This window comes from Pseudomonas sp. B20(2017), from assembly GCF_002113125.1.
In the GTDB taxonomy this organism is placed as follows: Bacteria; Pseudomonadota; Gammaproteobacteria; order Pseudomonadales; family Pseudomonadaceae; genus Aquipseudomonas.
On the sequence record NZ_NEJP01000012.1, the window covers coordinates 1 to 25606 of the forward strand.

At 61.5% G+C, this 25606-nt stretch carries 24 protein-coding genes and 2 pseudogenes; 9 read left to right on the forward strand and 17 right to left on the reverse strand.

The features are described from left to right. The 5 genes from phnE to CAF63_RS17880 form a co-directional block, all read right to left on the reverse strand. On the reverse strand, window positions 1–698 hold a 698-nt coding region (gene phnE / locus CAF63_RS17860), incomplete at its 3' end, for a phosphonate ABC transporter, permease protein PhnE (RefSeq protein ID WP_085722087.1). Beyond that, complete coding sequence (locus tag CAF63_RS17865; RefSeq protein ID WP_085686898.1) at window positions 695–1522, reverse strand: ABC transporter permease; 828 nt, start codon at window positions 1520–1522, stop codon at window positions 695–697. The genes CAF63_RS17865 and phnE, both read right to left, overlap by 4 nt. Further along, window positions 1516–2313: a phosphonate ABC transporter ATP-binding protein gene (locus CAF63_RS17870; protein ID WP_085686900.1), complete on the reverse strand. Its 798-nt coding sequence runs from the start codon at window positions 2311–2313 to the stop codon at window positions 1516–1518. The genes CAF63_RS17865 and CAF63_RS17870 overlap by 7 nt, the downstream gene beginning before the upstream one ends. Then, entirely contained in the window at window positions 2310–3164 is an 855-nt protein-coding gene (locus CAF63_RS17875) for a putative selenate ABC transporter substrate-binding protein (RefSeq protein WP_085686902.1), read from the reverse strand. The genes CAF63_RS17870 and CAF63_RS17875 overlap by 4 nt, the downstream gene beginning before the upstream one ends. Before the next feature lie 246 nt (window positions 3165–3410). Continuing rightward, complete coding sequence (locus tag CAF63_RS17880) at window positions 3411–4250, reverse strand: type 1 glutamine amidotransferase domain-containing protein (RefSeq protein WP_085686904.1); 840 nt, start codon at window positions 4248–4250, stop codon at window positions 3411–3413. Window positions 4251–4351: 101 nt separating this feature from the next. Between CAF63_RS17880 and CAF63_RS17885 the strand changes: the two genes are divergently transcribed. Then, window positions 4352–5278, forward strand: coding sequence for a LysR family transcriptional regulator (locus CAF63_RS17885; protein ID WP_085686906.1), 927 nt, complete (start codon window positions 4352–4354; stop codon window positions 5276–5278). A gap of 6 nt (window positions 5279–5284) precedes the next feature. Here CAF63_RS17885 and CAF63_RS17890 read toward each other — a convergent pair whose 3' ends face one another. Next, entirely contained in the window at window positions 5285–6277 is a 993-nt protein-coding gene (locus CAF63_RS17890) for a zinc-binding dehydrogenase (protein WP_085686908.1), read from the reverse strand. 113 nt (window positions 6278–6390) lie between these two features. Then, window positions 6391–7287, reverse strand: a complete 897-nt coding sequence (locus tag CAF63_RS17895) for a LysR family transcriptional regulator (RefSeq protein ID WP_085687362.1) — start codon at window positions 7285–7287, stop codon at window positions 6391–6393. Between the two features lie 163 nt (window positions 7288–7450). Here CAF63_RS17895 and CAF63_RS17900 point away from each other — a divergent pair, with 163 nt between their 5' ends. Then, window positions 7451–8200, forward strand: a complete 750-nt coding sequence (locus CAF63_RS17900) for an SDR family NAD(P)-dependent oxidoreductase (protein ID WP_085686910.1) — start codon at window positions 7451–7453, stop codon at window positions 8198–8200. 10 nt (window positions 8201–8210) lie between these two features. Here CAF63_RS17900 and CAF63_RS17905 read toward each other — a convergent pair whose 3' ends face one another. Next, complete coding sequence (locus CAF63_RS17905; RefSeq protein ID WP_085686912.1) at window positions 8211–8873, reverse strand: paraquat-inducible protein A; 663 nt, start codon at window positions 8871–8873, stop codon at window positions 8211–8213. Further along, window positions 8870–9466, reverse strand: coding sequence for a paraquat-inducible protein A (locus CAF63_RS17910; protein WP_085686914.1), 597 nt, complete (start codon window positions 9464–9466; stop codon window positions 8870–8872). Before CAF63_RS17910 ends, CAF63_RS17905 begins: the two co-directional genes overlap by 4 nt. 158 nt (window positions 9467–9624) lie before the next feature. On the opposite strand from CAF63_RS17910, the pseudogene CAF63_RS17915 reads away from it, so the two are divergent. Continuing rightward, a pseudogene (locus CAF63_RS17915) lies at window positions 9625–9816 on the forward strand (hypothetical protein); the annotation flags it as partial. 106 nt (window positions 9817–9922) lie between these two features. Here the strand turns inward: CAF63_RS17915 and CAF63_RS17920 are convergent. Further along, on the reverse strand, window positions 9923–11044 hold the full coding sequence (locus tag CAF63_RS17920; RefSeq protein WP_085686918.1) for a carboxylate-amine ligase: 1122 nt from the start codon (window positions 11042–11044) through the stop codon (window positions 9923–9925). Between the two features lie 195 nt (window positions 11045–11239). On the opposite strand from CAF63_RS17920, the pseudogene CAF63_RS29010 reads away from it, so the two are divergent. After that, a pseudogene (locus tag CAF63_RS29010) lies at window positions 11240–11438 on the forward strand (alpha/beta hydrolase); the annotation flags it as partial. 23 nt (window positions 11439–11461) lie between these two features. Here CAF63_RS29010 and gstA read toward each other — a convergent pair. Beyond that, entirely contained in the window at window positions 11462–12076 is a 615-nt protein-coding gene (gene gstA / locus CAF63_RS17930) for a glutathione transferase GstA (protein WP_085686920.1), read from the reverse strand. A gap of 108 nt (window positions 12077–12184) precedes the next feature. On the opposite strand from gstA, the gene CAF63_RS17935 reads away from it, so the two are divergent. Both CAF63_RS17935 and CAF63_RS17940 read left to right on the forward strand, forming a co-directional pair. Further along, entirely contained in the window at window positions 12185–13087 is a 903-nt protein-coding gene (locus tag CAF63_RS17935; RefSeq protein WP_085686922.1) for a transcriptional regulator GcvA, read from the forward strand. Window positions 13088–13210: 123 nt separating this feature from the next. Beyond that, window positions 13211–13636 (forward strand): cupin domain-containing protein, encoded by a 426-nt coding sequence (locus CAF63_RS17940; protein WP_085686924.1) that lies wholly within the window; start codon window positions 13211–13213, stop codon window positions 13634–13636. A gap of 65 nt (window positions 13637–13701) precedes the next feature. Here CAF63_RS17940 and CAF63_RS17945 read toward each other — a convergent pair whose 3' ends face one another. From CAF63_RS17945 to CAF63_RS17960, 4 genes are all read right to left on the reverse strand, one after another. After that, complete coding sequence (locus tag CAF63_RS17945; protein WP_085686926.1) at window positions 13702–14817, reverse strand: alkene reductase; 1116 nt, start codon at window positions 14815–14817, stop codon at window positions 13702–13704. A gap of 151 nt (window positions 14818–14968) precedes the next feature. Continuing rightward, window positions 14969–17206, reverse strand: a complete 2238-nt coding sequence (locus CAF63_RS17950) for a molybdopterin cofactor-binding domain-containing protein (protein WP_085686928.1) — start codon at window positions 17204–17206, stop codon at window positions 14969–14971. Next, window positions 17203–17676 (reverse strand): (2Fe-2S)-binding protein, encoded by a 474-nt coding sequence (locus CAF63_RS17955; RefSeq protein ID WP_085686930.1) that lies wholly within the window; start codon window positions 17674–17676, stop codon window positions 17203–17205. Before CAF63_RS17955 ends, CAF63_RS17950 begins: the two co-directional genes overlap by 4 nt. Then, the gene (locus tag CAF63_RS17960) at window positions 17673–18938 is read right to left on the reverse strand and encodes a c-type cytochrome (RefSeq protein ID WP_085686932.1); all 1266 of its coding nucleotides are present in this window, start codon (window positions 18936–18938) and stop codon (window positions 17673–17675) included. The genes CAF63_RS17955 and CAF63_RS17960 overlap by 4 nt, the downstream gene beginning before the upstream one ends. A 299-nt stretch (window positions 18939–19237) precedes the next feature. Here CAF63_RS17960 and CAF63_RS17965 point away from each other — a divergent pair, with 299 nt between their 5' ends. Both CAF63_RS17965 and CAF63_RS17970 read left to right on the forward strand, forming a co-directional pair. After that, window positions 19238–20437 carry an MFS transporter gene (locus CAF63_RS17965; RefSeq protein WP_085686934.1) on the forward strand — a complete coding sequence of 400 codons (1200 nt, stop codon included), beginning with the start codon at window positions 19238–19240 and terminating at the stop codon, window positions 20435–20437. A gap of 100 nt (window positions 20438–20537) precedes the next feature. Next, entirely contained in the window at window positions 20538–21455 is a 918-nt protein-coding gene (locus CAF63_RS17970; RefSeq protein WP_085686936.1) for a LysR family transcriptional regulator, read from the forward strand. Here CAF63_RS17970 and CAF63_RS17975 read toward each other — a convergent pair. Beyond that, the gene (locus CAF63_RS17975) at window positions 21452–23560 is read right to left on the reverse strand and encodes a TonB-dependent siderophore receptor (RefSeq protein ID WP_371807418.1); all 2109 of its coding nucleotides are present in this window, start codon (window positions 23558–23560) and stop codon (window positions 21452–21454) included. The two genes, CAF63_RS17970 and CAF63_RS17975, sit on opposite strands and share 4 nt — an antisense overlap. Window positions 23561–24030: 470 nt before the next feature. Between CAF63_RS17975 and CAF63_RS17980 the strand changes: the two genes are divergently transcribed. Next, window positions 24031–24471, forward strand: a complete 441-nt coding sequence (locus CAF63_RS17980; RefSeq protein WP_085686940.1) for a hypothetical protein — start codon at window positions 24031–24033, stop codon at window positions 24469–24471. A 136-nt stretch (window positions 24472–24607) separates the two neighbouring features. Here the strand turns inward: CAF63_RS17980 and CAF63_RS17985 are convergent, their stop codons facing one another. After that, complete coding sequence (locus CAF63_RS17985) at window positions 24608–25525, reverse strand: LysR family transcriptional regulator (RefSeq protein ID WP_085686941.1); 918 nt, start codon at window positions 25523–25525, stop codon at window positions 24608–24610. Window positions 25526–25606 lie beyond the last annotated feature (81 nt).

Genomic DNA, 25606 nt, shown 5'->3' on the forward strand with positions numbered 1-25606 from the left:
GCCAAAATCACCGTCCCCGCCTGCGCCTCCTGAAACAAACTCAAGCTCACATACAACATCTGCCCCAACCCCCCAGCCCCGACAAACCCCAGCACACTCGCCATCCGAATATTGTTCTCCCACCGATACAAACAGTACGCCAGCAACTGCGGCGCCAGGTTCGGCAGCGTCCCATAACAAAATGCCAAAACCGGATTTCCCCCCTGCAACCGAATCGCATCCGCCGGTTCCGGCGGCGTGTTCTCCAGCGCTTCAGCAAACAGCCGCCCCAACACGCCCGTGGTGTGCAGGGCCAAGGCGAGTGTCCCGGCATTCGGCCCAAGCCCAGCCGCCAGCACCATCAACGCAGCCCAGACCAGTTCAGGGATCGCGCGAAGCGCATTGAGGACCAGGCGCGCGGCACTCTGAAAAAACCAGCCAAACCGGCCAGCAGCGGGAAGCGCCAATTGCAGGCCCAGCACGGCAGCGAGCAGGGTGCCAAGCGCAGACATGGCCAGCGTTTCCATCGACCCGCGCAGGATTGCGTTCAGGTAGTCAGCGCTGAGGTCAGGGCTGAGAAAGCGCCCCACATACAGGCCCATCTGTTTCAGGCTGGTGGCGCTGCCGAGTTCTTCAAGGTCGAGACCCAGGTAGGCAAACGAGGCAATGACGGCCGCAACAATGGCGAGAATCAGCACCGAGTTGATCAGGCGTTTCATGCCAGCCTCCAGCGCAGCAGGCGGCTGAGTTGGTCGGCGCCGAGGACGAGGAGGAGGAAGGTCAGGAGCATGCTGGCGACTTCACCGCCGGCGAACATGCGGATCGACAGGTCGATCTGTTGGCCGAGTCCGCCGGTGCCGACGAAGCCCATGACCACCGAGGCGCGGATGGCGCATTCCCAGCGGTAGACGGTGTAGGAGAGCAGTTCCGCCGCGACGTTGGGCAGTACGCCGTAGGCGAAACTGGCGAGGCGGCCGCTGCCGGCCTGGAGCAGGGCGTGGGCCGGGCGTTGGTCGGTGGATTCGTAGATTTCGGCGTAGACCTTGCCGAGCATGCCGCTGTAGGTGATGGCGATGGCCAACACGCCTGCCGCCGGGCCGAGGCCGACGGCGCGCACGAACAGTAGCGCCCAGACGATTTCCGGCACGCTGCGCAGGAAGATCAGCAGCCCGCGCACCGGCCAGCGCAGCAGTCGGCCCAACAGGCTCGGGTGGCCGCTGCGGGAGGCGGCGGTCAGCGACAGGGCGCGGCTGGCGAGCAGGCTCGCCGGCACTGCCAACAACAGCGCCAGGGCCATGCCGGCGGTGGCGATGGCCAAGGTTTGCAGGGTGGCTTTGAGGAGTAATTGAAGAAACTCGCGATCATGTGCCGGTGGCCAGAACATCGACACGAAGCGGCCCATTTCGCTCTGGCTGTCGGCATGAAACAGCACGCCCAGATCCAGTTCGCTGAGCTGAATGCCGGGCCACAGCAAGGCAATCGCCAGTCCGGTCAGCAGCAACCGTGGCAGCGCGGCGGGGTCGCGGGTGTCGGCGCTCAGCATCGCGGAATCTGCACAATCAGTGGGGTGACGGCCGGCGCCGGGGATTGCAATTGTTCATTGGCGTAGAGGGTGTCGAGCATGTCGCGGCTGACCTGCGCGGACGGGTAGTCGAACAGGATTTGCCCCTCGCGCAAACCGATGATCCGGGGGAAGTGCGCCAGCGCCAGTTCCACCGCGTGCAGGCTCGCGACCAGGGTCACGTTATGTTCCTGGGCATGGCGCGACAGGATCGACAGCGTGTGCCCGGCCAGCACCGGGTCCATCGCCGAGACCGGTTCGTCGGCCAGCAACACCTCCGGCGCCTGATACAGCACGCGGGCGATGCCGACCCGCTGCAATTGCCCGCCGGACAGTTGCTGGCATTGGCTGAAGAGTTTGTCGGCCAGATCGAGTTTTGCCAGAGCAGCGCGGGCGCCGGGCACGTCGAGCGGGTGCAGCAGATTGATCAGGCTTTTGCTCAGGCTCCATTGCCCGAGTTTGCCGGCCAGCACCGCCGTCACCACCCGTTGCCGGGGCGGCAGGGGCGGCGCCTGATGCACCAGGCCGATACGGGCGCGCAGGCGTTGCCGCCCACGGGCGGACAAATGCCAGGCGCGCTCGCCCAGCACTTCGATGTCGCCGCTGCTGGGCCGAATGGCGGTCGCCAGCAGATTCAGCAGGCTGGATTTGCCGGCGCCAGACGGGCCGATGATCGCCACCTGCTCGCCGGCATCAATTTGCAGATCCACACCGCGCAGCGCTGCGACGCCATTGGTGTGGTGCAAAAAAGCTTGTTTGAGACGCAGCGTCATTTCAGCAAGTCGGCGGCGCGGGCGGCTTCCTCGATGCCTTTGTAGTTGTCCGGGCTGGTTTCAATGAAACGGCTGGCGGCTTGCAGGTCGAGGATTTTCTTGTGCTCGGGGTTGGTCGGGTCGAGGTCGAGGAAGGCTTGTTTGATCTTCGCTGTCAGCGCCGGGTCGAGGGTGCCGCGCACGGTCCAGTTGTAATCGAAGTAGGCCGGAGTGGTGGCGAAGACCTTGACCTTGTTGGTGTCGACCTTGCCGGCATCCACCAGTTTCTGCCAGACGCTGGCGTTCAGCACACCGGCGTCGACCTTGCCGGCCTGCACCCAGGCGACGGTGGCGTCGTGGGCGCCGGAGTAGCCGACGCGGCTGAAATAGCTTTCCGGTTTGATGCCGTCCTTGAGCATGAAGTAGCGCGGCATCAGGCTGCCGGAGGTGGACGACACGGAGCCGAAGGCGAAGGTCTTGCCCTTGAGGTCGGTGAGGCTTTTGACGTTCGGGTCGGCGGTGATGAATTTGCTGGTGAACTGGGCGTCTTGTTCGCGCTGCACCAACGGAATCACCTTGGGATCACTTTTCAGCTGCGCCTGGACGAAGGTGAAACCGCCGAGCCACGCCATGTCGAGGCGGTTGGTGGCCAGTGCTTCGACCACTGCCGGGTAGTCGGCCACCGGCACAAACTCGACGTCCATCCCCAGCTTCTGCTTGAGATAAGCCCCCAGCGGTTCGAACTTGCGCAGCAGCTCGGTCGGGGCTTCATCGGGGATCGCGCTGACCTTCAACACGTCGGCGGCTTGCGCCAGCACGGCGGTAAAGGACAGGGCCAAACCAGCGGTCAGTGCCAGGGTTCGCTTGAGCATGGAATTCTCCGTTTCGTGGGCTTCAGGAACGATGCGCCGACTGGGGCAAAGGTCATCGTGTGCACCGTCAGGTTAGCCGAAACGGGGGATTTGTTGGGGATGTCCATGCGTTTGCAGTATTTGAACCATCGCCTTCGCGAGCACGCTCGGTCCCACAGGAGTACGCGTTTCAGTGTGGGACCGAGCCTGCTCACGATGACGTCAGCCCGGGCAAACCCCGACCAGTGTCGGGCCCGGAGCCAGCAATCACTTCAACCGTTCAACAAGCGTCTTGCCGACACCCAGTGCAGACGCCGGGTTTTGCCCGGTTATCAGTTCACGATCAACCACCACATGACTGGCCCACGGCGAAGTGTTGCTGCTGAATACACCGCCGGCTTTTTCCAGCGCGGTCTGCGGGTAGAACTTCATCGTGCCGCCGTTCAGCAGTCCTTTGGCGATCTCTTCTTCCTGATTGCTGATGACCGTGAACTTATAGCCGGCATACGTCCAGTCGTTCGCCGTTTTGGCTTTGCCGGTTTCCAGTTGCCGGGTGAATGCGGTCGGATCCGTCAGGGTCGACAGCAGTGCAATCGGGCCGTGGCAAACCAGCGCTGTGGTTTTGCCTTTTTGATGGAAGTCGTTCAGCAGTTTGCCCAGCGCCTGGCTGCGCAGCAGATCTTGCATCGGTGCGTGGCCACCCGGAATGTAGACGGCATCGAAATGGTCGTAGCCGACTTGCTCGACCCGCGAGAGGCTGATGACCGGCGACTCGCCGGGCGAGGTGATCTTCAGTTGTTCCAGCAGCGCTTTGTGGGTCTGCAGGGCCGCAACGTCATTGTTGAAATACATCTTGTCGTCGGAGGACCGGTCCAGCGTCGGCGCCTTGCCGGTCGGGGTGGCGAAGGTCACGGTGTGGCCCGCATCGAGCAGCAGTTTGACCGGTTGCATCAGTTCGTTGAGGTAGAAACCGGTGCTGAATACCTCGCCGTCTTTCAGATCGAGATGGTCGGAATCCGACAGCACCACCAGCACATTGGCGGCTTGGGCGTTCAACGCGGCAACGGAGAGAGACAAGGCGAAAGCAAGACGAGTGAATGAGCGCATGGCGATTCCAGAACGTGAAGGAAAGTGCGGCTCACTGTATTGATGCTCATGGCGGCGATAAACTCTCGCCACAGCAAAGCATTTGTTCTCTGGAGATCAAGATGAGCCGCCGATTCGATTATCTGGCTGACGTCGAAGTGTTCGTTACGGTGGTGGAAAAGGGTTCGCTTAGCGCCGGTGCGGTGTTTCTCGCAACCACGCCGTCGGTGGTCAGCCGGGCGATTTCGCGACTTGAAGCGCGTCTGGGCGTGCAGTTGCTGCGGCGCACTACGCGGCGCTTGAGCCTGACCGATGCCGGTGTGTTGTATCTGGAACAATCGCGAGCCGCATTCGGCCTGATCGATGATGCGGAGCGCACGATCCAGGGGCAAGACGGCGAACTCAGCGGCCGCGTGCGCCTCAGCGTGCCGACCACATACGGCCACTATCGTTTGCCGGCCATGCTCGCCCGTTTCAACCGGCAGCATCCGCAAGTGCGTGTTGAGTTGAGTATCAGCAATCGCAACGTCGATCTGGTGGCCGAAGGGTACGACCTGGCTATTCGGTTGGGCGCGCTGCCGGACAGCGGATTGATCGGGCGCAAGCTGGAAGATGCGCGTTTGTGTGTGGTTGCCGCGCCGGATTACTTGCAACGGGCCGGGACGCCGCAAAGTGTCGACGATCTGCAGCGGCATGCGTGCCTGCCGTTCGTGATGCCCAGCACCGGCCGCGTCGGGCCGTGGCTGTTTCGTGAACAGAACGAAGATCGCGAATGGCTGCCCAGCGCCAATATCCAGGTGTCCGACGATGTATTGGGGATTGTGTCGCTGGCGGAGCAGGGACTGGGCATCTGCCAGACCTATGACTTCATTGTCCGCGAACGGATCGAGAGCGGGCGACTGGTGCGGCTGCTTGAACAGTCGGGCGGGCGCTCCCGACCGTTCTCGGTGATCTATCCGCCGCACCGGCAGCTGTCGGCTTCGGCGCGGGCGCTGATTGATTGTCTGACCCGAGAGGTCAGTCAAGGCGTTGGGGAAGGCCTCGACTGACGCGATTCAAACGACGGGCAGGCGCGCCACCCATTTCCCGCCGCCGGCGCCGTCCTTCAAGGCGCGTAGGGCCTGGGGCAGTTCGCGGAAGTCGAACATTTGCAGCGCCGGGCCGATCAGGCTGCCGTCGAGCAGGGCTTGCAGCAGCTGTTCGCCGTTGCGGCGCAGCGCCTGACGATCCTGCAGGCTGGCGTGGGTGTGGTAGCTGTTCAACGCGACTTCGTGCAGCGAAATCGCAGAGCTGAATGCCGGAACCGGCGCGGTTTCCTGACGATCCTGAATGCACACCAGATGACCGTTGTAGCCCAGCATGCTGGCCATTTCCGCTGCGTGAGCGCCGCTGACCGTGTCGAACACGGCGTGCAAACGGCGTTCGCCGAGGCTGGCCGTGAGTGCGATTTTCCAGTCCGGTTCGCGGTAATCGAATACGCCAACCGCGCCCAAAGATTTGAGTTTTGCATGATGCGCGCCGGACGCGGTCGCCCAGACCCGCCAGCCGCGTTGCACCGCCAGTTGCACCAGCAGCAGACCAACCGCGCCGCCGGCGCCGATCACCAGCACATCAGCGGCATCGCCGGCAGGGACTTTTTCCACGGCTTGCCACGCGGTCAAACCGGGGCAGGGCAGCGATGCGGCAGCCGCATCATCGAGCGCAGCGGGCACCGACAGCACGGTGGCGGCGTCCAGCAGGCAGTACTCGCCGAAGCTGCCATCGCTCGCCAATGATTGGTGATAGGCCACGCGACTGCCGGGTTGCAGTGTCACGCCAGCGCCGGCCGCGACCACCACGCCCATGCCGTCGACACCCGGCACGCGGCCGGTGCGCCATGCGGGATGGCCCCACTCGATGATCTTCCAGTCCACCGGGTTCAGGGCGATGGCGCGATTGGCCACCAGCACCTGGCCGGGGCCGGGTTGCACGAGGGGTTTGCGGGTCAGTGTCAGGCCATCCAGCCCTTGGCCGGACGTCCAGGCCCAGGCTGCGTAATCGGTTTGCATTGTGCGGTTCCCATGAGTTCGATGGCCGTCAGTATCCGGGTCTGCGGACATGAAAAGAACCGACCCTGGGTCAAAGGTGTTTTGCGTAAAAATCAGCAATGCGCCGCAACGCCTTAATCAACCTGCGCAAATCGCTCCACCAGCCAATCGATAAACACCCGCACCCGATTGCTCAAATGCCGGTTCGGCGGATACAGCACATGAAACGGGTAGGCTGGCGGACGCCAGTCCTCGAGGATCGGCACCAGTTCGCCGCGCTCGATCGCGGCCCTCACGGTGTAGTTGAAAGTGTGGATGATCCCCAGCCCGGCGAGACCGGCCGCCAGGTGCGCGTTGCTCTCGTTGACGCTGATCAAGCCTTTGCCTTCGATTTGATGGCGTTCGCCGTTGCGCTGGAAGTTCGACGGCAGGATGCGCCCGTTGGAGGCCGAGCGGTAGGCGATCAATTGATGGCTGGCCAGTTCGAGCGGGTGACTCGGGGTGCCGTGGCGTTGCAAATAATCGGGCGTGGCGCAGGTGGTCCAGCACACTTCGCCGAGGCGGCGCACGGCCAGGGTTTGTTCGGTCAGAGGGCCGCCGCGAATCACGCAGTCGACCCGCTCGCTGATGAGGTCCACCGGGCGATCGCTGACGCCCAGATCAATCTGGATGTCCGGATAGCGTTCGAAGAATTTCGGCAGTTCGGGGATCACCAGCATCGTCGCGGTCGAGCCGCCGATGTCCACGCGGATCTTGCCGCGCGGCAGGCCTTGCGCCTGGCTGAACCCCTGATCGATGTCGTCCAGTTGGTGCAGCAGTTGTTGGGTCAACTGGTAATAGGAAGCGCCGTCAGCCGTGACGGTGAGGCGGCGGGTGGTGCGTTGCAGCAGGCGCACGCCGAGGTGGTTTTCCAGTTGGCCGATCAGTTTGCTGACCGTGGTTTTCGGCAGGTTCAGCGAGTCGGCGGCTTTGGTGAACGAACCGCTTTCCACGACGCGGGCGAAGGTGCGGATCGCCATTAACTGATTCATCGGTTCGGGCTCAGTGGTGTAGATGCGCTGAGTATTGTGCATATCTGTGCACAAACAAAACCTATTTAGCGGATTTTTCAATTCAATCGATCGGCCTAAAGTCGCTTTCAACGGCTCACCTACGACCCGTCACCTACCTCGAAACGGTTACTGGAGATTCACCATGAGCAATAGACTTGAAGGCAAAATCGCACTGATCACTGGCGGCACCACCGGCATCGGCCTGGCTTCGGCGCAGGAATTCGTCGCCCAGGGCGCCACGGTATTCATCACTGGCCGTCGCCAGGCCGAACTGGACAAAGCGGTCGCCGCCATCGGCCCGCGTGCCATCGGCATTCAGGGCGATGTGGCGAAACTGGACGACCTGGATCGCATCTACAGCGAGATCGCCGCGAAGGCCGGGCACCTCGACATTCTGTTCGCCAACGCTGGCGGCGGGGACATGCTGCCGCTGGGCGCGATCACTGAAGAGCACTTCGACCGGATTTTCGGCGCCAACGTGAAGGGCACGCTGTTCACCGTGCAGAAGGCTTTGCCGCTGCTGCGCGATGGCGCATCGATTCTGCTGACCTCGTCGACGACTTCGGTGCAGGGTACGGAAAACTTCAGCGTCTACAGCGCTAGCAAAGCCGCAGTACGCAACTTTGCCCGCTCATGGTTGCTGGATCTGAAACCACGGCGCATTCGCGTGAACGCGATCAGCCCCGGCCCGGTGCGTACGCCAGGTCTGGCGGGGCTGGTGCCGGTGGAACACACGCAAGGGTTGTTCGATCAACTGGCGTCTATCGTGCCGATCGGGCGTCTGGGCGAGCCGAGTGAAATCGCCAAGGCTGCGCTGTTCCTGGCCTCGGATGACAGCAGCTTTGTGAATGGTATCGAGTTGTTCGTCGATGGCGGCACTGCGCAGATCTGATCTGAGTTGGTTAATGCCCCGGCACTTGTCCAGTCGAGTGCCGGGGTTCGTCTGTTTCTTCGGCCGGTGCGTTATCCCAGATCAGGCGCGGGTCGAAACTCATCGCCGACAACATCGTGAACACAACCACCAGGCCGAAAAACAGGATCCCCGGTCGCGGCTCGATATCCCCTAGCGCCTGGAATTTCACCAGCGCCGCCACCAATGCGACCACCAGCACATCGAGCATCGACCAATAGCCGATCAGTTCGACGAAGCGGTACAGCTTCGAACGCTCCTTGCGCGCCCAGTCGCTGTCGCGTTGTACGGTGACCAGCAACAGCGTCAGCGCCACGAACTTCACACCCGGCACCGCGATGCTGGCGATGAAGATGATCAGGGCGATGTCCCACGCGCCGTGTTCCCAGAACTCCAGCACGCCGCTCATGATGGTGCTGTCGGCGCCGTTGCCGAGCATCACGGTGTTCATCACCGGCAGCAGGTTTGCCGGCACGTAAAAGGCCAGGGCGGCGAACATGTAGGCCCAGGTGCGCGCCAGCGAATTGGTTTTGCGCCGGTGCAGCGGCGCCTCGCATCGCGGGCATTCGTGGGGCTCGTGGGTCATGTCGCAGGCCAGCCCGCAGCTGTGGCACAGGCACAGGTTGAGTTCGCTGGCGGTCGGGGGACGTTTCATGGAATCTCCCACAATTCACGTATGTCGCGCCCGGCGATGCGGATCAGCATCAGGCTGAGTGCGGCCAATGCAAACAGACCGATGCCGGGAATCACGTCGAGCATGCCCGCCAGTTTGAACACCGCGACCATGGCCCCGAGCAGACAGACTTCGAGCATGCTCCACGGCCGCAGGGTTTCCAGCCAGCGCATGCAGGTCTTGAACCCCGGTGAACGGCGCGAGGCGAGCGCGAAGCTCAAGACCCAGATCAACAGAACCAGTTGAAAGGCCGGGGCGATGATGATCGAAATCGCCGCCACCATGGCCATGAAGGTGATCGGCCCCTGACTCAGCGCCAATACCGAATCCCATAGTGTTGCGCTGTTTTTCAAACCCTGCATGCTGATGCTCATCACCGGGTAGAAATTGGCGAACAGCCACAACATCGCCGCCGTGAAACTCAGGGCCAGGCGTTGTTCGATGGTCATGCCGTTGTAGCGCTGGAGCACACCGCCGCAGCGCACGCAGAGGGTTTTCTGGTGTCTGGCCAGCGTGACGTGTTCGTACACGCAGTCGCAATGCTCGCAGATGATCAGTCGATCGGTACTGGCCATGGGGCGCTCGACGGGAGGGGGCTGAACCTTTTCACTATAGAAGCGCTCAGGGATTCGACAACTTGCGGGCACCATTCGTCCAATGCGGGGCACTTACTGTCCGCCGTTCGTTTCACACGTTCAGGTACGGATTTCCCGCGCCAGCAAGGAGAACCCGCATGGACATCGACGAAGATGCACCCGGCAACCGCTCACAACAGGCCGTCACCCGCACCACCGACAATGAAACCGGCCATGATCCACGGCAGGACGAGTCGCCGATTCCCTTGCCACCCGACGATGAGGCACCACTTGAAGAGGACATGATCGACGTGACCGTTACCAATTCCGTGGCCGCTGAACATCCGCAGGACGGCAACAGTGCCAGTGGCCCTGACGTTGATGACGAGACCAAGGAGCCGCGCGGTATGCCGGCAAGTGATCCCGAGTCAGGTGCCTGATTTCACCGCACAGTGATCACATTCTCATTTCTTCCAGCAGATGATCGACTACGGCGGGCAAGCCTGACGCCAATGGCCGATTCTGCTGGCAGGCCTGTCGAAGAATCTCCAACTGGCGATCGGCGCTTGTGCCTGTGGCGATCATTCGGCGCGCCTGATCGAAAACGTCGGGCATATTCAGGCGCCGGGCAACGTTTCCCTGCAACCGTTCTGCAAGCTCCAGCCATTGGGCGATGGAGACGGGCTGCGCATGGTCCTCGACCAGAAAAACACCGCGCAGGCCGGAGGCTTTGGCTCTCCAGCGATTTTCTTCAAGAACGGTGCGTGAGGTCTGCGAATACGAAGCTCCGGGGTGCTCAACGTCCAATGCATGGGCCACCAGCAACCTGAACAGGGAGGCGAGGGTAATGGCGTCCGCGAGGCGCGGGCACGCATCCGTCATTCGCAGCTCGAGGGTGGGAAACCTGGCGCTGGGCCGGATGCTCCACCAGCATTCTTCGGGCCGGGTGATTGCTCCTATGCGGTGGAGCAACGCGAGGTGGGCGTCATAGTCGTTTTCATCGGCAAACCGGGGTGGAATCCCCATTCGAGGCCACTCGTCACATAGCGTCTGACGGAAACTCTGGAAACCGCTGACGGCACCGTCCCAAAACGGCGATGAACAACTCAGCGCCAACAGGAGCGGGGTCCAGGGCAGGATCTGGTTCATGATGCGAATTCGATCCACCCTGCCGGGAATCTCGACATGTACGTGCAGGCCTGATAACACGCTGCGGCGCGCAACGTGGCCATAGCGCTGGAAGATCTGCCGGAAGTGTTCCTCGTCGGTGGGTGTCTGCACTCGCCAGTCCGCCAGCGGATGGCTGCCTGCGCTGATCGCCGCCAGCCCGAACGGTTTCAGACATGACCTCAACGCCTCGCGGGCGCCGGCCAGATAATCGGTTGCCTGGGCGGTGTAAGTGAGAATCGGCGAAGCCACTTCGATCTGCCCCTGGAACATCTCGCACGCGAAGTGATCGCCCAAGGCGCTGCGGCACACCCGAATAACCTCCGGTGCAGGTCGGCCAACCATCGCGCGCGATGCCCGGTCAGTGATGAAGTATTCCTCTTCGATGCCGAATCGCGGTCCTTCGTCCATCACCCAGCTCCCGGGTCAGTTGCGGTTATCGGTAATCTTCCCGCCATCGCGCGCAGACAGGCCAGGTCGGCTCTATCCGCAAGTCGCACCATTTCTCCCGGATCACGAAGCCCTGGCGGCGTTTTCCACGGTCGTTTGAGCGTTGAGCCGTTAGCCTGGAAAGAGGTTCATCGAAGCCGACGGGAGGGGCCGGATTCGCGAAGAGCGCCGCTGGCCAGCACCTTCGGCGACGTCATCAGTAATCCTGCGTGGAAGAACAAACCGTCCTGGTATCAGATTTCCAGTGAGGACCGGATGATCCATCCGGACAACAAAAGCGCATGTCGGCCATGCCTCGTTGGCCTCTCACGCGGCGGAAGTGGCGGCATTGATCGACGAAGCCGCGAAGGTTTAGTGATTACCCCGCAACCGGACGTGTCAGAGGACCGGTTGCGTGGCTTCCTCTGCCGCGATGGCGGCCCGCACGCTCGGGCGGGCGGCGATGCGCTCCATGTAGATGGCCAGCGCTGGCCAGTCCTCGATGGCGATGCTGAATGTCGGCAGCCATGTCAGCACGGTGAACAGATAAGCGTCCGCCACCGTAAAACGATCCATCAGAAACGGTTGGGTCGCGAGGATGCGGTTCAGGTAATCCAGACGCCTGAACAGCTTGTGCTTGAAGATCGTTTTGGTCGCTTCGGCAATCTCGCTGCTGAACAGCGGTGCGCTGCCACCATGAATTTCCGAACTGATGAAGTTCAGGTATTCCTGCAAGCGCGACCGTTCCCAGCTGCCATTTGCCGGGGCCAGTGCATGACCGGGTACGAGGTCGGCGAGGTACTGCACGATTGCCGGGCCTTCGCTCAGCACTTCACCGTTGTCCAGCATCAGTGCGGCCACGTAGCCTTTCGGGTTGATCTGGCGAAAGTCCCGGCCATCGGCGGTTTGCTTGGTCTGGTTGTTGACCCGGATCAGCTCGAACGGCAGCTCCAGCTCGCGCAGCACAATGTGCGGCGACAGCGAACAGGTCATGGGGGCGAAGTACAGTTTCATGGGGTCTCCTTGCAGGTGGAGTCTCAGAATCGGCTATCGACACGGTGCTTCGCAAAGGACAAATGCAGTGCTAGCGTATGACAAAATCTCATGGACTGAAGAGGTCATATGCTTCCCCGACTGCCATCGCTCAATGGATTGCGAGCCTTCGAATGCGCCGCCCGACATATGAGCTTCACCCGCGCCGCTGAAGAACTGAACGTCACGCAAACCGCGATCAGCCATCAGATCCGGCGCCTCGAAGACGAGCTTGGTGTGCGCCTGTTCAGGCGTTTGAAGGACGGTCTGGCGCTGACCGAGGAGGGCAACGCCTACTTGCCGGGTATTCGCTCGGCGTTTCTTGAGCTGCGCTACTCGACTGAAAAGCTTCTGGAGTCGAGCAACAACAGCGTGCTGACCATCAGCACGCTGGTGTCGGTGGCGTCCAAATGGCTGTTGCCGCGTTTGCCTTCGTTTCGCGAGGCGCATCCGGAGATTGATGTACGGATCAGCGCTTCAACCGAGCTGGTGGATTTTCGCAAGGGTGGCATCGATGCGGCGATCCGCTACGGCGATGGCAACTGGCCGGGGCTGCGGGCTGACTGGTTGATGTCCGACGAGATCTTTCCGGTGTGCAGTCCGCGATTGCTCACCGGCAAGAACGCCCTGAAGACCCCGGCGGATCTGGCGCATCAGCCGCTGCTGCACGTCAGCGGCCTGACCGCAGACGACTGGAACAACTGGCTGAGTGCCGCTGGGCTGAAGTTGCCGCCCGCCAAAGGCCCGCGATTGACCTTCGACCTGGCGATGATGGCGGTGCAGGCGGCCATCGACGGCCAGGGTGTGTGCATCGGCCGTTCGACTTATGTCGATGACGACTTGCGGGCGGGCAGGCTGGTGGCGCCGTTTGATTTGCGCTTGAAATCCGAATCAGGTTTTTACCTCGTCACGCCCCACGATCAGGCCGAATCGAAAAAGATTGTGGCGTTCAGAGACTGGCTGTCGGCGGTGCTGCCAACGCCTTTTGTATAAGCGTGTATCCGTGCCGCTGTCATACACAGTCAGGTAACAAACCCCGACCTCAGGACACACCCCGAGTACATGCCTCACTCAAAGTAGCTGCCAACACACCACTACTTCCAAGAGGGCAACACCATGCGTCGCACACTTCTGATGACCGCTGCCGCTGTACTCGTTTCAATGACCGGCCTGGTAAATGCCGCTGAAACCCAGCCTGCCGCCCCGGCGAAGAACTGGCAACAAGGCCTGAGCCGCACCGATCTGGTCCGTCAGGACCTGGGCGCTGCCGATCGCGAGGTCATCCAGGCCCGCGTCGATTTCGAACCGGGCGTCACGTCACCCAACCATGCGCATCCGGGCGTGGAGGTGGCTTACGTGATCAGCGGCACGTTCGAATACCGGCTTGAAGGGCAGGCACCGGTGACGCTGAAGGCGGGAGATTCGCTGTTCATCCCGGCCGGTGTGGCGCATATCGCGAAGAATGTCGGCAACGAGAAGGGCTCGGAGCTGGCGACTTATATCGTCAAGAAGGGCGAGCCTTTGCTGATTCTCAAGCAATAACGCTTCTCGGAAAACGAAAAGGCCTGCCGCGGTGGCAGGCCTTTGCGTGGCAGATGTTCAGCGCATCATTGGGCGTGCGCCGGGTAGTCGGTATATCCATGTTTGTCGCCACCAAAGAAGGTGCTCGGGTCCGGTGTATTGAGCGAAAGACCTTCACGAATTCGCCGAGGCAGATCGGGGTTGGCCAGAAACGGTCGGCCAAACGCGATGATGTCTGCACGGCCGTCGATCAAGGCCTGTTCCGCCGACTCGGGGTCGTAACCCCCGGCGATCATCAAGACGCCGTCCCACGCCGCACGCAACTGACCGATAATCGCGTCCCATCGCGGGTCGAAGTTTTCGTCCTTGACGGTACCGACGACGGCGGGTTCGACGAGGTGCAGGTAGGCCAGTCTCCAGCGGTTCAACGAACGCACGATGTAGCCGAACGTTGCCTCAGGGGATTCATCGCCCATACCCATGAAGCGTCCCATGGGTGTCAGACGTACGCCGACGCGGTCGGCACCGACTTCGTCGACTACGGCGGCGACCACTTCCAGTAACAGGCGCGCGCGGTTTTCCAGGGTGCCGCCATAGCCGTCGGTGCGCTGATTACTGTTGCTGTTGATGAACTGGTCCAGCAGATAGCCGTTGCCGGCGTGAATTTCCACGCCGTCCATGCCGGCGTTCAGCGCGTTGCGTGCGGCCCGGCGGTAGTCGCTGACGATGGCGGCGATTTCCGGGGTTTGCAATGCGCGCGGGACCGGCACGTCTCCCCAGACACCGTTGCCCTCGGCATCGACGATGAACGTCTTGCCCGGTACGGGCAATGCGCTCGGAGCCACCGGCAGTGCGTTGTCGGGTTGAAAGCTTTGGTGCGACACGCGGCCCACATGCCAGAGTTGCAGGAAGATCAAACCGCCGGCTTCGTGCACTTCGCGACTGACTTCACGCCAGGCTTGCACCTGTTCATCGCTATAGATTCCCGGCGTCCACGCATAGCCCTGACCTTGTCGGGAAATCTGTGTGGCCTCGGTGATGATCAGCGCGGCGCTTGCGCGTTGACGGTAATACTCGGCGTTCATGGCCGTCGGGATATCGCCCGGCTGGCCGGCCCGTGAGCGAGTCAAAGGCGCCATCGCCACCCGGTGGGGAAGTGTGTAGGGGCCGAGTGCGATGGGGCGGAACAGATGCTGGGTCATGGGTGCTCTCCACTATTCGGAAATGCGTTTGGCAGGTTGGTGCCGGAAGTCAGGTCCGGCACCGGATGGCCTTACGTTAAGGGGTAGGAGGGCGCTTGATAATCCAGGCAACGGGCCGAACTGCATTGCGCGAAACGCAACGCCGGAGCGATCAGGACGGTTGCTCCGAGCGAGTCAGCGGAAGGTTCAGCCAGCGCCGTCCGGTGGCGTTCGCCACGGCATTGCCGATGGCCGCTGCCATGGGGCCCTGAACGATTTCGGCAGCGCCAAGGAACGGTTGGCCCGGCTGGTCGAGCAAATGAACGTCGACCTTCCCGGGCAGTTGCGAGAAACGCAGGATCGGGTAACCACTCCAGTCGTAGCTGCGTACGCCACCGGCGTCATAGGCGACCTTTTCATACAGCGTCCAACTGGTGGACTGCACGATCCCGCCTTCGACCTGATTGCGCAGGCCATCGGGATTGACGATTTGCCCGACGTCGACCGCGGTGACGACGTGATCGATCTGCACTTCTCCAGTCTGCGGATGCACTCGAAGACGCACGGCGATGGCGCAGTAGCCCATGATGTTTTTGTAGCGAGCGAATGCGAAGCCGATACCTGCGCCGGGTTCGCGGCTTTTTTGTGGCCACCCGGCAGCGTCGCGAACTTGCTCCACCACGGCCCGGGCCCGGGGATCGGTGAGGTGCGCCAGACGCAGTGCAACCGGATCGAGCCCGGCCTTGGCCGCCAGTTCGTCGATGCAGGCCTCGATGGCGAAAATATTGATGTGTGCCCCCAGCGAGCGCATGGCCGACGTGCGAAACGGCATCTCGGTGACGAAGTTCATGTTGATGCGCGAGGAGGCCAGGGTGTACAGCGGCACCGCGTTGCGATCACCGTCACCTTCAGGTTGAGCGATCGGTACCGACGGCGCGGAGGTGAACGGCCGGGCCAGCAGCCGTGCCGGCAGCAAGCGCCCGGCATTGACGATGCGTTCGTTGTGAGGCGTGGTCCACAGTTCGTAGTTCCAGTCCTGCAACCGACCTTGTGGATCAAGGTTGGCCTGCACCTCGGTGACCATCGCCGAGCTGTAGGGCTCCCAGAGGTTTTCCTGCTCGCGCATCCATTGCAACCGGATCGGCGTGCCTGGAACCCGCATGGCAATCAACGCGGCATCGGCCGCGGCATCGTCTGCGCCGTTGTGGCCATAACAGCCGGAACCTTCCGTGTGGATACAACGCACGCGCTCGGGTGGCAAGCCGACCATTTCGGCGATCCCTGCACGCAGGGGATACACGCCCTGAGTGTGGGTCCAGACGGTGAGGGTGCCGTCCTTGAACCAGGCCACGGCACAGGACGGACCGATCGAGCCGTGCATCAAGTATTGCTTGGTCACGCGAGCGCGATAGCCATTGTCGGTCGTGCCCTGCGGCGTGCCTTCATGGCTGATCGGATAACGGCGTTGGGGCAGGCGCTCCAGCAACGTGTGGATGTCCCGCGACTCTGGAATCGCCTGTCCGCCGCTCCAGCGCGCTGATGCATATCCGTGACGCATGGCTTTGATCGCCTGCCACTCATCCCGCGCCACCACGGCCAGATAATTGCCGTCACGAATCACCTGCACCACGCCGGACAGGTTTTTGATCGATTCCGCCTCGAAGGCCTCCAACGTGCAGCCCGGTCGAGGCGGGCGAATGACCCGGGCGTGCAGCATGCCCGGCAGGCGAATGTCCTGAACGAACGCGGCACCGCCGCTGACTTTGGCTGGAATATCCAGTCGTTGCAGCGAATGGCCGATCAGTTTGAATGACGCCGCTGGCACTGTCGGCGATTCGGTCGTGGCGTAGCGGTGCAGGTCGACATGCTTTACTGCGTCGGCATACGACATCCGTTGTCCGGTCGGGCCGAGAATGATGCCGTCCCGAGTCGTCAACAGCGCCGGTGCAACGTTCCAGTCGTGTCCGGCGGCCTCCAGCAACAGTTCACGTACTTGTGCTGCTGCATTGAACAGCGCGGTCCCGCTGTCGAAGATACTGTGGCTGCCGGCGGTGTAGCCTTCGTTCGGTGTCAGTGCAGTGTCGGCGGTGAGCAAGTTGATTGCTGTCGGAGAAACCTCCAGGCGCTCGGCGGCAATTTGCAGCAAGGCAGTTTTGACGCCGGTGCCCAGTTCGACTTTGCCGGTGTAGACGGTGATGCCTTCAGGAGCGACGCGAATCCAGGCGTCAAGATACGGATTGGTGCGCAGGCTGCCGGGGAGGTCCGGCGCCAATACCACAGTACCAAGCGTGTCGACTTCTGTGTCTGCCCAGGCCTTGCGAGTGGTCGGCACGAGGGCAAACGCCACCAGCAACGCCCCTCCGCGCAGGAACGCGCGGCGACTGTGATCGACTTTGTCGTTAGGGGTCATTGCGATCTCCCGTTTTGCCGGGCCACCTGGCTGATCGCTTCGATGATTCGCAGGTGAGTGCCACAGCGGCACAGGTTGCCTGCCATGTACTCACGAATGGTCTGTTCGTCCGGGTGTGGGTTGCTTTCCAGCAATGACTGCGCGCGCATCAGCATGCCGGCGATGCAGTAGCCGCATTGAGCGGCCTGCTTGTCGATGAAAGCTTGCTGCAACGGGCCGGGATGTTCGGCGGTGCCGAGACTTTCCACTGTGCGAATCTCTTTGCCCTCAACGCCTGCGCAGGGGGTGAGGCAGGAAAATACCGGCTGGCCGTCGACGATCACGGTGCAGGCGCCGCATTGCCCAAGACCACATCCGTATTTGGCACCGTTGAGCCCCAGATGATTGCGCAGTGCGTAGAGCAGCGGCATGTCGGGTTCCAGTTCCAGAGCCTGGGATGAACCGTTGACGTTGAGCGTGACTTGGGTCATTTGGTCTCCTGACGTAGCGCGTCGAGGGTGGCAGTAAGGTCTGTCCAGGATTGGTCGGGGCGAGCCTGCCGGCGTAGCCAGGTCGCCAGGGCGGAAAGCTGAGCGTTGTCGAGACTGGCGGCGAACGGTGGCATCACCGGTCCGGGCAGGCCCGGCGTTGCCGGGATTCCTTCGAGTACGGTTTTGAGGAAGTTGCGCGAGCTTGAGGCTTGCAGCGCTGACGTCTGCTCCAGTGACGGACGTCCGTCGATCTCTCGCATCGGTGCGCCTTGTCCGTGACAGCCGGCGCAGGCGCTGGCGAACAGCAGGGCGCCGGAGGTCTGATCCGACGGCTCGGCGCTTGCTGTGGAATTGCGGGTTTCGGCCATTGCGGTTTTCGCAGGCAGACTCAGCAGGTACTCGGCAATTGCCTGTGCATCCGCCACCGGCAAGCGCGCCAGACTCAGACTGACCGGGCGCATCGGGCCGGCCGCCGTGCCATGTTCGTCGACGACTTCTGCGCGCAGGTATTTCACCAGTTGTTCGCTGCTCCACGGGGTTGCGCGATGGGCCATGCCGAGCAGCGAAGGCGCGTCCCAGCCATCCACCGTGCCACCTGCCAGACTTTCGCCAGATTTTTCGGCACCGATCAGGTTCAGCGGAGAGTGACAGCCGGCGCAGTGGCCGGGCCCTTCAACGAGATAACGTCCGCGATTCCACGCATCGGATTGCTGCGCGATCGGCGTCAGTGGTTTTGCATGCAGGAACAGCAGGTTCCAGAACGACACCAGCGGGCGGATGTTCATCGGGAAGTTCATCTGGTTTTGTCGCGACGGTGAGTCCACGGCGGGGCCGCTCATCAGGTAGGCGTAGGCGTCGGCGATGTCGTCCGCGCTCATGCGCCGGTAGTGAACGTAAGGAAAGGCGGGGTACAGAAAGTGGCCGTCGCGAGAGATCCCCTCACGCATCGCCCGCTCGAAGGCCGGGAGCGACCATTGGCCGATTCCGGTCTGTGGATCGGGGGTGATGTTGGTGCTGTAGAGCGTGCCGAACGGCGTCACCAGCGGCAGTCCTCCGGCCAGATACTGGCCGCCGGGACGCGTATGACACACCGCACAGTCGCCAGCCTCGACCACCCGCGCACCGCGTTGCAGTTGCACGGAATCGAACGTTTGCGGGCGCTCGACGGGGTCAATCGCAGGACGCCACATCAGCAGGACGGCGCCGATTGCGCCGATCGAAGCGGCCACCGCCGCACTGATCCACAGGGGCCTGGATCTCATGAGATTGCCTTTCATGAGCAGGAGAGTGCGGTGAGTAGAGGGGACGGGTTCGGCATCATCAACAACTCCTTGAGCGACCGGGGAAGGGCGCCGATGGAGAGCCCTGCGCCAGGTGCCCAAGGGTAGAGAAGGTGCAGACGTTCGAGTATTGGCAGGTCGCGCAATAGCGCGTTGCGCCAAGTGCAACACCCGGTTCGTTGCGCATGGCGCATCACTCCATTGCCTTCGGGACGGATACCCGATGGCAACCGCGGCCCTTAGCCTTGGCGTCACTTTCCCGAACTCAACGAGGTGTCATCATGCTCACCGGCAATCCGGCAGCGGCGGCCAAGGCCGAACAATCCGCTTCTCTCTCCGGCCTGATGGTCGCGTTCCTGGCGTTTTGCTGCGGCGCGGTCGTGGCCAACCTTTACTATGCGCAGCCGATCGTCGAACTGATCGCGCCGCAGATCGGCCTGTCCAGCGCCAATGCCAGTCTGATTGTTTCACTTACTCAGTTCGGTTATGCGTTGGGTCTGTTGTTGCTGGTGCCGCTGGCGGACCTGATGGAAAACCGCCGTCTGGTGGTGGGTTTCACCCTCGCGGCGAGCGTGACACTGTTGTGCGCCGGTCTGACACATTCGCCATCGATGTTCCTCGTCTTGTCATTGCTGATCGGCCTCACCTCCGTAGCGGTGCAGATTCTTGTACCGCTGGCGGCGCATCTGGCGCCCGAGGCAACACGTGGCCGGGTAGTGGGGAACATCATGAGTGGCCTGTTGCTGGGCATTCTGCTGTCGCGTCCGCTGTCGAGTCTGCTGGTGGAAGTATTCGGCTGGCGCGGAGTGTTTTTCAGCGCTGCAGCACTGATGGCGGTCATCGCTCTGATTACCGCCATTGCGCTGCCACGCCGCGTTCCCAGCCATCAGGCGACTTATGTGGCGCTGATCGGCTCGGTGTTTGCGCTCGCCCGTCGGCACTCGGTATTGCGTCAGCGTTCGTTGTATCAGGGGTTGTTGTTTGCCAGCTTCAGCCTGTTCTGGACCCTGGCCCCCATCGAACTGATGCGTCACCACGGGTTCAGTCAGGCACAGGTGGCGATTTTTGCCCTGGTCGGGGCTGTGGGTGCAGTCGCAGCGCCTATTGCCGGACGTCTGGCCGATGCCGGGCACGGACGGCGCGGGACACTCGTCGCATTGCTGCTGGCACCGGTCTCTCTGCTGATCGCCGCGCTGCCGGGCAGCAGTTACCTCTGGCTGGTGGTCTGTGCGGTGCTGCTGGATTTCGCGGTGCAACTGAACATGGTGCTCGGTCAACGCGAGGTGTACGCCATCGATCCACACAGCCGGGCACGCTTGAATGCGGTGTACATGACCAGCATCTTCGTCGGCGGTGCTTTGGGATCGCTGGTGGCGAGTCCGCTCTATGAACATTTTGGCTGGAACCTGTCTGCCGTGACCGTGGCATTACTGCCGGCGCTGGCCCTGGCTATGTTTCTGAGCCGCAGGGCTAATGCCTGAATACCGAGCGCTGGATAGTCCGATGAAGCACGGTCCTACAAGACGAGGGGTAAACAGTGATGCACAATCATCATCGTTTCCTTTCGATCGGGCTCCACTTATGGACAAGTTGCTGGCACTGAAAATGTTCGTTGAAACGGTGCGTTGTGGGGGCTATTCGCCCGCAGCGCGCAAGCTTGGCATCTCGACGTCTTCAGTCACGCGCCAGGTGGCAGGGCTGGAAAACGAGCTGGGTGCCAGCCTGCTCAACCGCACCACGCGCAACACCAGCGTGACTGTCGCCGGGCAAACTTATTTCGAGAAGGCGGTGGCGATTCTCGATGCCATCGACGAGGCCGATGCCGTTGTCGCCGACCGTGGCAGCGAGGCACAGGGGCGTTTGCGCATCAGCGTGCCGGTCGAGTTCGGCCGACAAATCATCGCGCCGCATCTGGGGCGGTTGCTCGACCGGCATCCGGGTCTGGAAATCAGTGTGTCGCTGAGCGATCAGGTCAGCGATCTGCTGAGCGAACAGATCGATGTCTCGGTGCGTCTCGGATCGACGGTGGTCAGCCAAGATATCGTCAGCAAACGGGTGGGTGGCTTTCAACGCTGGGTGGTGGCGAGCCCGGATTACCTGAGTCAGCACACCGCGCCGGTGCATCCGCGAGATTTGCTTGAACACCAATGCCTGCGCTTCGATTACGCGGGTTCGCACCAGCACTGGACGTTTCAGGGCGACGAAGAAGCCATCCAGCTCAACGTGCATGGCCGTCTGCAAAGCAACAACGCCGATATCCTGCGCGAAGCGGCTGTCGCGGGGCGCGGGGTGACGCTATTGGCTGACTGGCTGGTGCGTGAGGATGTCGCCGCAGGGCGGTTGACGCGATTGCTGGAACATTACGAAGTCAATCCCGGCAATGCGAGCTGCTGCATCAATGCGTTGTATCTGCCCAATCACCGGGGCTCCAGCCGCATCAATGTGTTCATCGATTTTCTGGAAGAAATATTGGCGCTTCCCTGCGCCAGGAAAACCTAGAAGGTGTATTTGGCCGTGAGCATCATGTTCCGCGGATTGCCATAGCTGTCGCCGCCGTAGCTGACGGAGTTGGCGATGGTGGAATAGTACTTGCGGTCGAAGATGTTGTTGGCGTTGAGTTGCAGATCAAGGTTCTCATTGACCCGGTAGCCGGCCATCAGGTCGGTCACGGCGTACGCGCCTTGCTTGAGGCGGTAGTTGCCGCCGTCGAGCAGTTCGATGTCGTTGTACATGCGGCTCTGCCAGGAGATGTTGCCGCCCACGCGCAGTTTTTCCAGCGGGCCCTGGAAGTTGTAGCGGGTGGTCAGTTTGAACAGGTGTTCCGGTGTGTCGGTGTCGAACTGCTTGTTCACGTTCTGCGGGTTGGCTTCATCCTTGATGGTGTGCGTGCGGGCGTAGGTGTAGCCACCGCCGATCTGCCAGTTGTCGGTGAGCGCGCCTTGCAGTTCGAAGTCGATACCCTGGCTGCGGATCTCGCCGGAGGCCTCATAACAGGACGACTGCGGGCAGTTCGGTACGAACACCTGCACTGCGCGGTTTTCCTGATCGACGCGGAACACGGCGAGGCTGGCGTTCAGCGCGCCACCCAGGTATTCGCCCTTGATGCCGACCTCGTAATTCTTGCCCACGATCGGTTTGACCGGGCTGCCGGACGTGTCCTTGCGACTCTGCGGCGTGAAGATGTCGCTGTAGCTGGCGTAGACCGAGTGATGGTCGTCCAGCTCGTAGATCAGGCCGGCGTAGCGCGTGACGTTGCGAGTGACTTTGTAATCGCCGTCGCCATCGCGGTTGTCGTAGTCGTACCAATCCAGACGTCCGCCAAGGATCAGTTTCAGCGGGTCGGCCAGGCTCAGGCGCGTGGTCAGGTAGACGCCGTCCTGAGTGGTGACTTCACGTGTGTTGTTGGTGTGGACGAAATCCGGTTTGCCGGCATTGATCGGCCAGTTGGTGTCGTACGGCGAATAGTTGTGGGTGGTCAGGTCATAGATGCGCTTGCTGGCGCCGACCACCAGTTCGTGGCTGCGTCCAAAGGCTTCAAACGGGCCGCTGAAGAAGGCGTCCAGACCGGCCTGATTTTCATCGGCCTTGGACTGGTAAACCGTGCGGGCCAGGGTGTCGTTGACCCAGCGCGACTGGTACGAACCGGAGAACAGCGCGTTCTGTTCGGAGTAGTTGGCGTTGACCTGCAGCTTCCAGTCGTTGGCCAGTTGCTGGCGGAGCTCGGCGAAAACCGTGTTGATCTCCTGATCCTTGTTCTCCCAATAGGTGCCGGGGTTGTAGGAGCGCGGCAGATCGAGGTGATGACCATCGAGGCCGATCATCGACGAGCCCCAGAAATAGTTGGTCTTGTCCTTCTGGTTGGAGAAACCGACGGTCAGCGTGGTGTCTTCGCTCAGGTCGGCTTCGGTGACGGCGTAGAACAGGTCATGTCGCTCACCGACGTCATCGATAAAACTGTTGGAATCGCGATAGGACGTGACCACCCGACCGCGCAGGGTGCCGCTGTCGTTGAGCGGGCTGGAAGCATCGAGCTCGCCGCGATAGTTGTCCCAGGTCCCGGCGGCGCCGGTCAGGGTCACGCGTTGTTCGGCCAATGGACGTTTTCGTACCAGGTTGATTGCCGCCGAAGGGTTGCCGGCACCGGTGACCAGACCGGTCGCGCCCCGTACTACCTCAACCCGATCAAACATCGCCAGATTCGGCTGTGATCCCACGTTCACGCCGTTGTAGCCGCTCGGAATGCCGTCGTACATCAGGTTGTCGATGTCGAAACCACGCGAGGTATAGGTCTGCCGGCCGGGGCCGCTGGAGTAGTTGAGGAACAGACCTGGCGTGGCGTTGACCACGTCATTGATGCTGGTCATCGCCTGATCGTCCATGCGCTGGCGGGTGATCACGGTGACGGCCTGCGGCGTTTCGCGCAGGGTCAACGGCAGTTTGGTGGCAGTGGCCATGGTGCCGGTGGTGTAAGACTCGGAGCCTTCTGTGGTGCTGCCCAACTTAGTCGAAGTGATTGCCGTCGCATCCAGTTCAAGGGTGGCGGGCGGGGATTTGTCCTGCGCTTTGCTGGCTTCATCGGCCAATGCCGGGGTCAGAACCGCCATGCAGATGGCCATGGACAAGAGATTGAGCGACGGCTTGGAACTATGTTGCGTGTTGGGGCGCGACATGAATGCTTCCTGGTCTTTTAATTAATAGTTAAGGAGCTGTTGAGAATCATTGCTATTAATTGTGTCAGGATTTTTTACAGCGACAAAGCGATTCGTGAAAAAAATGTGAAATCGCGCAGTGGGAAGGGAGGGCGTCCTGGCGTGATCCAGCCGCTCAAGCGCGGCCATTGCAGCGCACACAGCCGAAGAGCCGTTTGTCAGCTTTCAATGCAAACCAACAGATTGGCGTCTACTTTTGTGCCCGGGTCAGCCAAATGACAGGAGAAATCCTGAAGTCACTGAAACGGATTCGAGCTGGCCTTGTGACTTTGTTTTCAGGATGGATCTTGAACAAGGCGCGGAGCATCCTTCAGGCGATGCGTAACGGATAAGCCGCGCCTTTGAACTCGTTAAGGAGAACGCAGATGGCAATCAGCCGAGTCACCGAAACAACTGATAAAACCGCACTCGTCAAAGCCGAGGTGTACCGCTGGTACAACCTCTTTTTCCCGTGGTCGCGCGGCGTGGCTTCCCAATCGGAGGACGCCATAAAACCTTTGTACGACGCGTTGGCAAACGATTTTCGGGTGGTGCTCACGGACGGTCAGATCATGGACCGGGAAAACTACTGGGAACGCCTTTGGGGCCTGCACGGCAAGCGTGCCGGAAGCCCGGAATCGCACATTATCAACCTCTCGATCACGCCGCTTCCCGGTGACTTCTTCCTGACAGTCTTCGATCTGGTCAAGAACGGGATCACCAAGAAGAAAGTCGACTCGGCGCTCATGCGCCTCGACCCGGCTTCACCGTCGGGAATCTCGTGGATTTACGTCCATGAAAGCGAGCATGAGACGTCGTTCGCGTAAGTGTTCGATTACTGTCAAGCGATCCAGTCGCGACCGGCTCGCTTGGCGTTACCGAGCCCGGCAGTCTCATCAATGGACCGGGTTACCCGGGTCACTCATCCTCACAGCGCATGCCATTACGTCGTTTTGGCTTTTTTCAGCGGCGCGCAGATAGCTGTTGCGGCGCCAGAAATGCATCGTGGAAATAATTGCGAAACGCGTGCATCGCGGGGCTGAATTCTCGCTCGCGGTGCCACGCCAACCCCACGCTCATCGGCGTCACCTTGTCGGTGATCGTCAGTGTTTCGATGCGTTTGCCTTCCAATGACCAAGGGCGGTGGACCAGATCCGAAAGGATGGCCACACCACTGCCATTGGCGACCATGCTGCGAACGGCCTCCACTGAACTGGTTCGAACCCGCACGTTCGGCTGCTGACGGGCGTTTTCCCAGTAGCGCATGGCGCTTTGTTCGGCTTCGTCGACGGTCAGCAGGATGAAGGGTTCCTTCGCCACGTCGGCGAGGCTGATGGACGAGCGTTCGCACAGAGGGTGGTGGCTGGGCAGCCAGAGTCTGCGTTCGGAATTGAACAGCGTTTCTGAAATGATGTCCGGGTGGGTGAGGTTTGCTGTCAGCACCACGGCCATATCGAATCTTCCTTCCAGCAAGCCATGTTCGATGGCTTGCCGCTCCTGTTCGTGGACTTCGATGGCCACGTCCGGATGCCAGTGTTCCAGTCGCTGCAAATGGTGCGGCAAAAAATAACCGATCACCGTATAGCTCGCGGCCAGGCGCAGTACGCCACTGGCGCGGATGTCCGGCAGCGGGCTGTTCAGTGCGTCGTCGACACTGCGCAAAATCACGTAAGCACGGTTCAGGAAGTGCCGCCCGGCATCGGTCAGGCTCATCCCCTGGGCCGAGCGCTGGAACAACAAGGTGCCGAGCAGGCCCTCCAGTTCCTTGATCGCGGTGGTCACCGCTGACTGGGAAATATTCAAATGAATCGCAGCCTGGGAGATTTGCCCGATCTCGGCCGTGGCGACGAAATAGCGAATTTGGCGCAGGGTCAGGGACATGCAAACTCCGGCATAGCGGGTATCTGTTTTTCAGAAGATAGCCCCTCTGATAATAGATCTTCCCAAGGGGCTGGGAGGAAT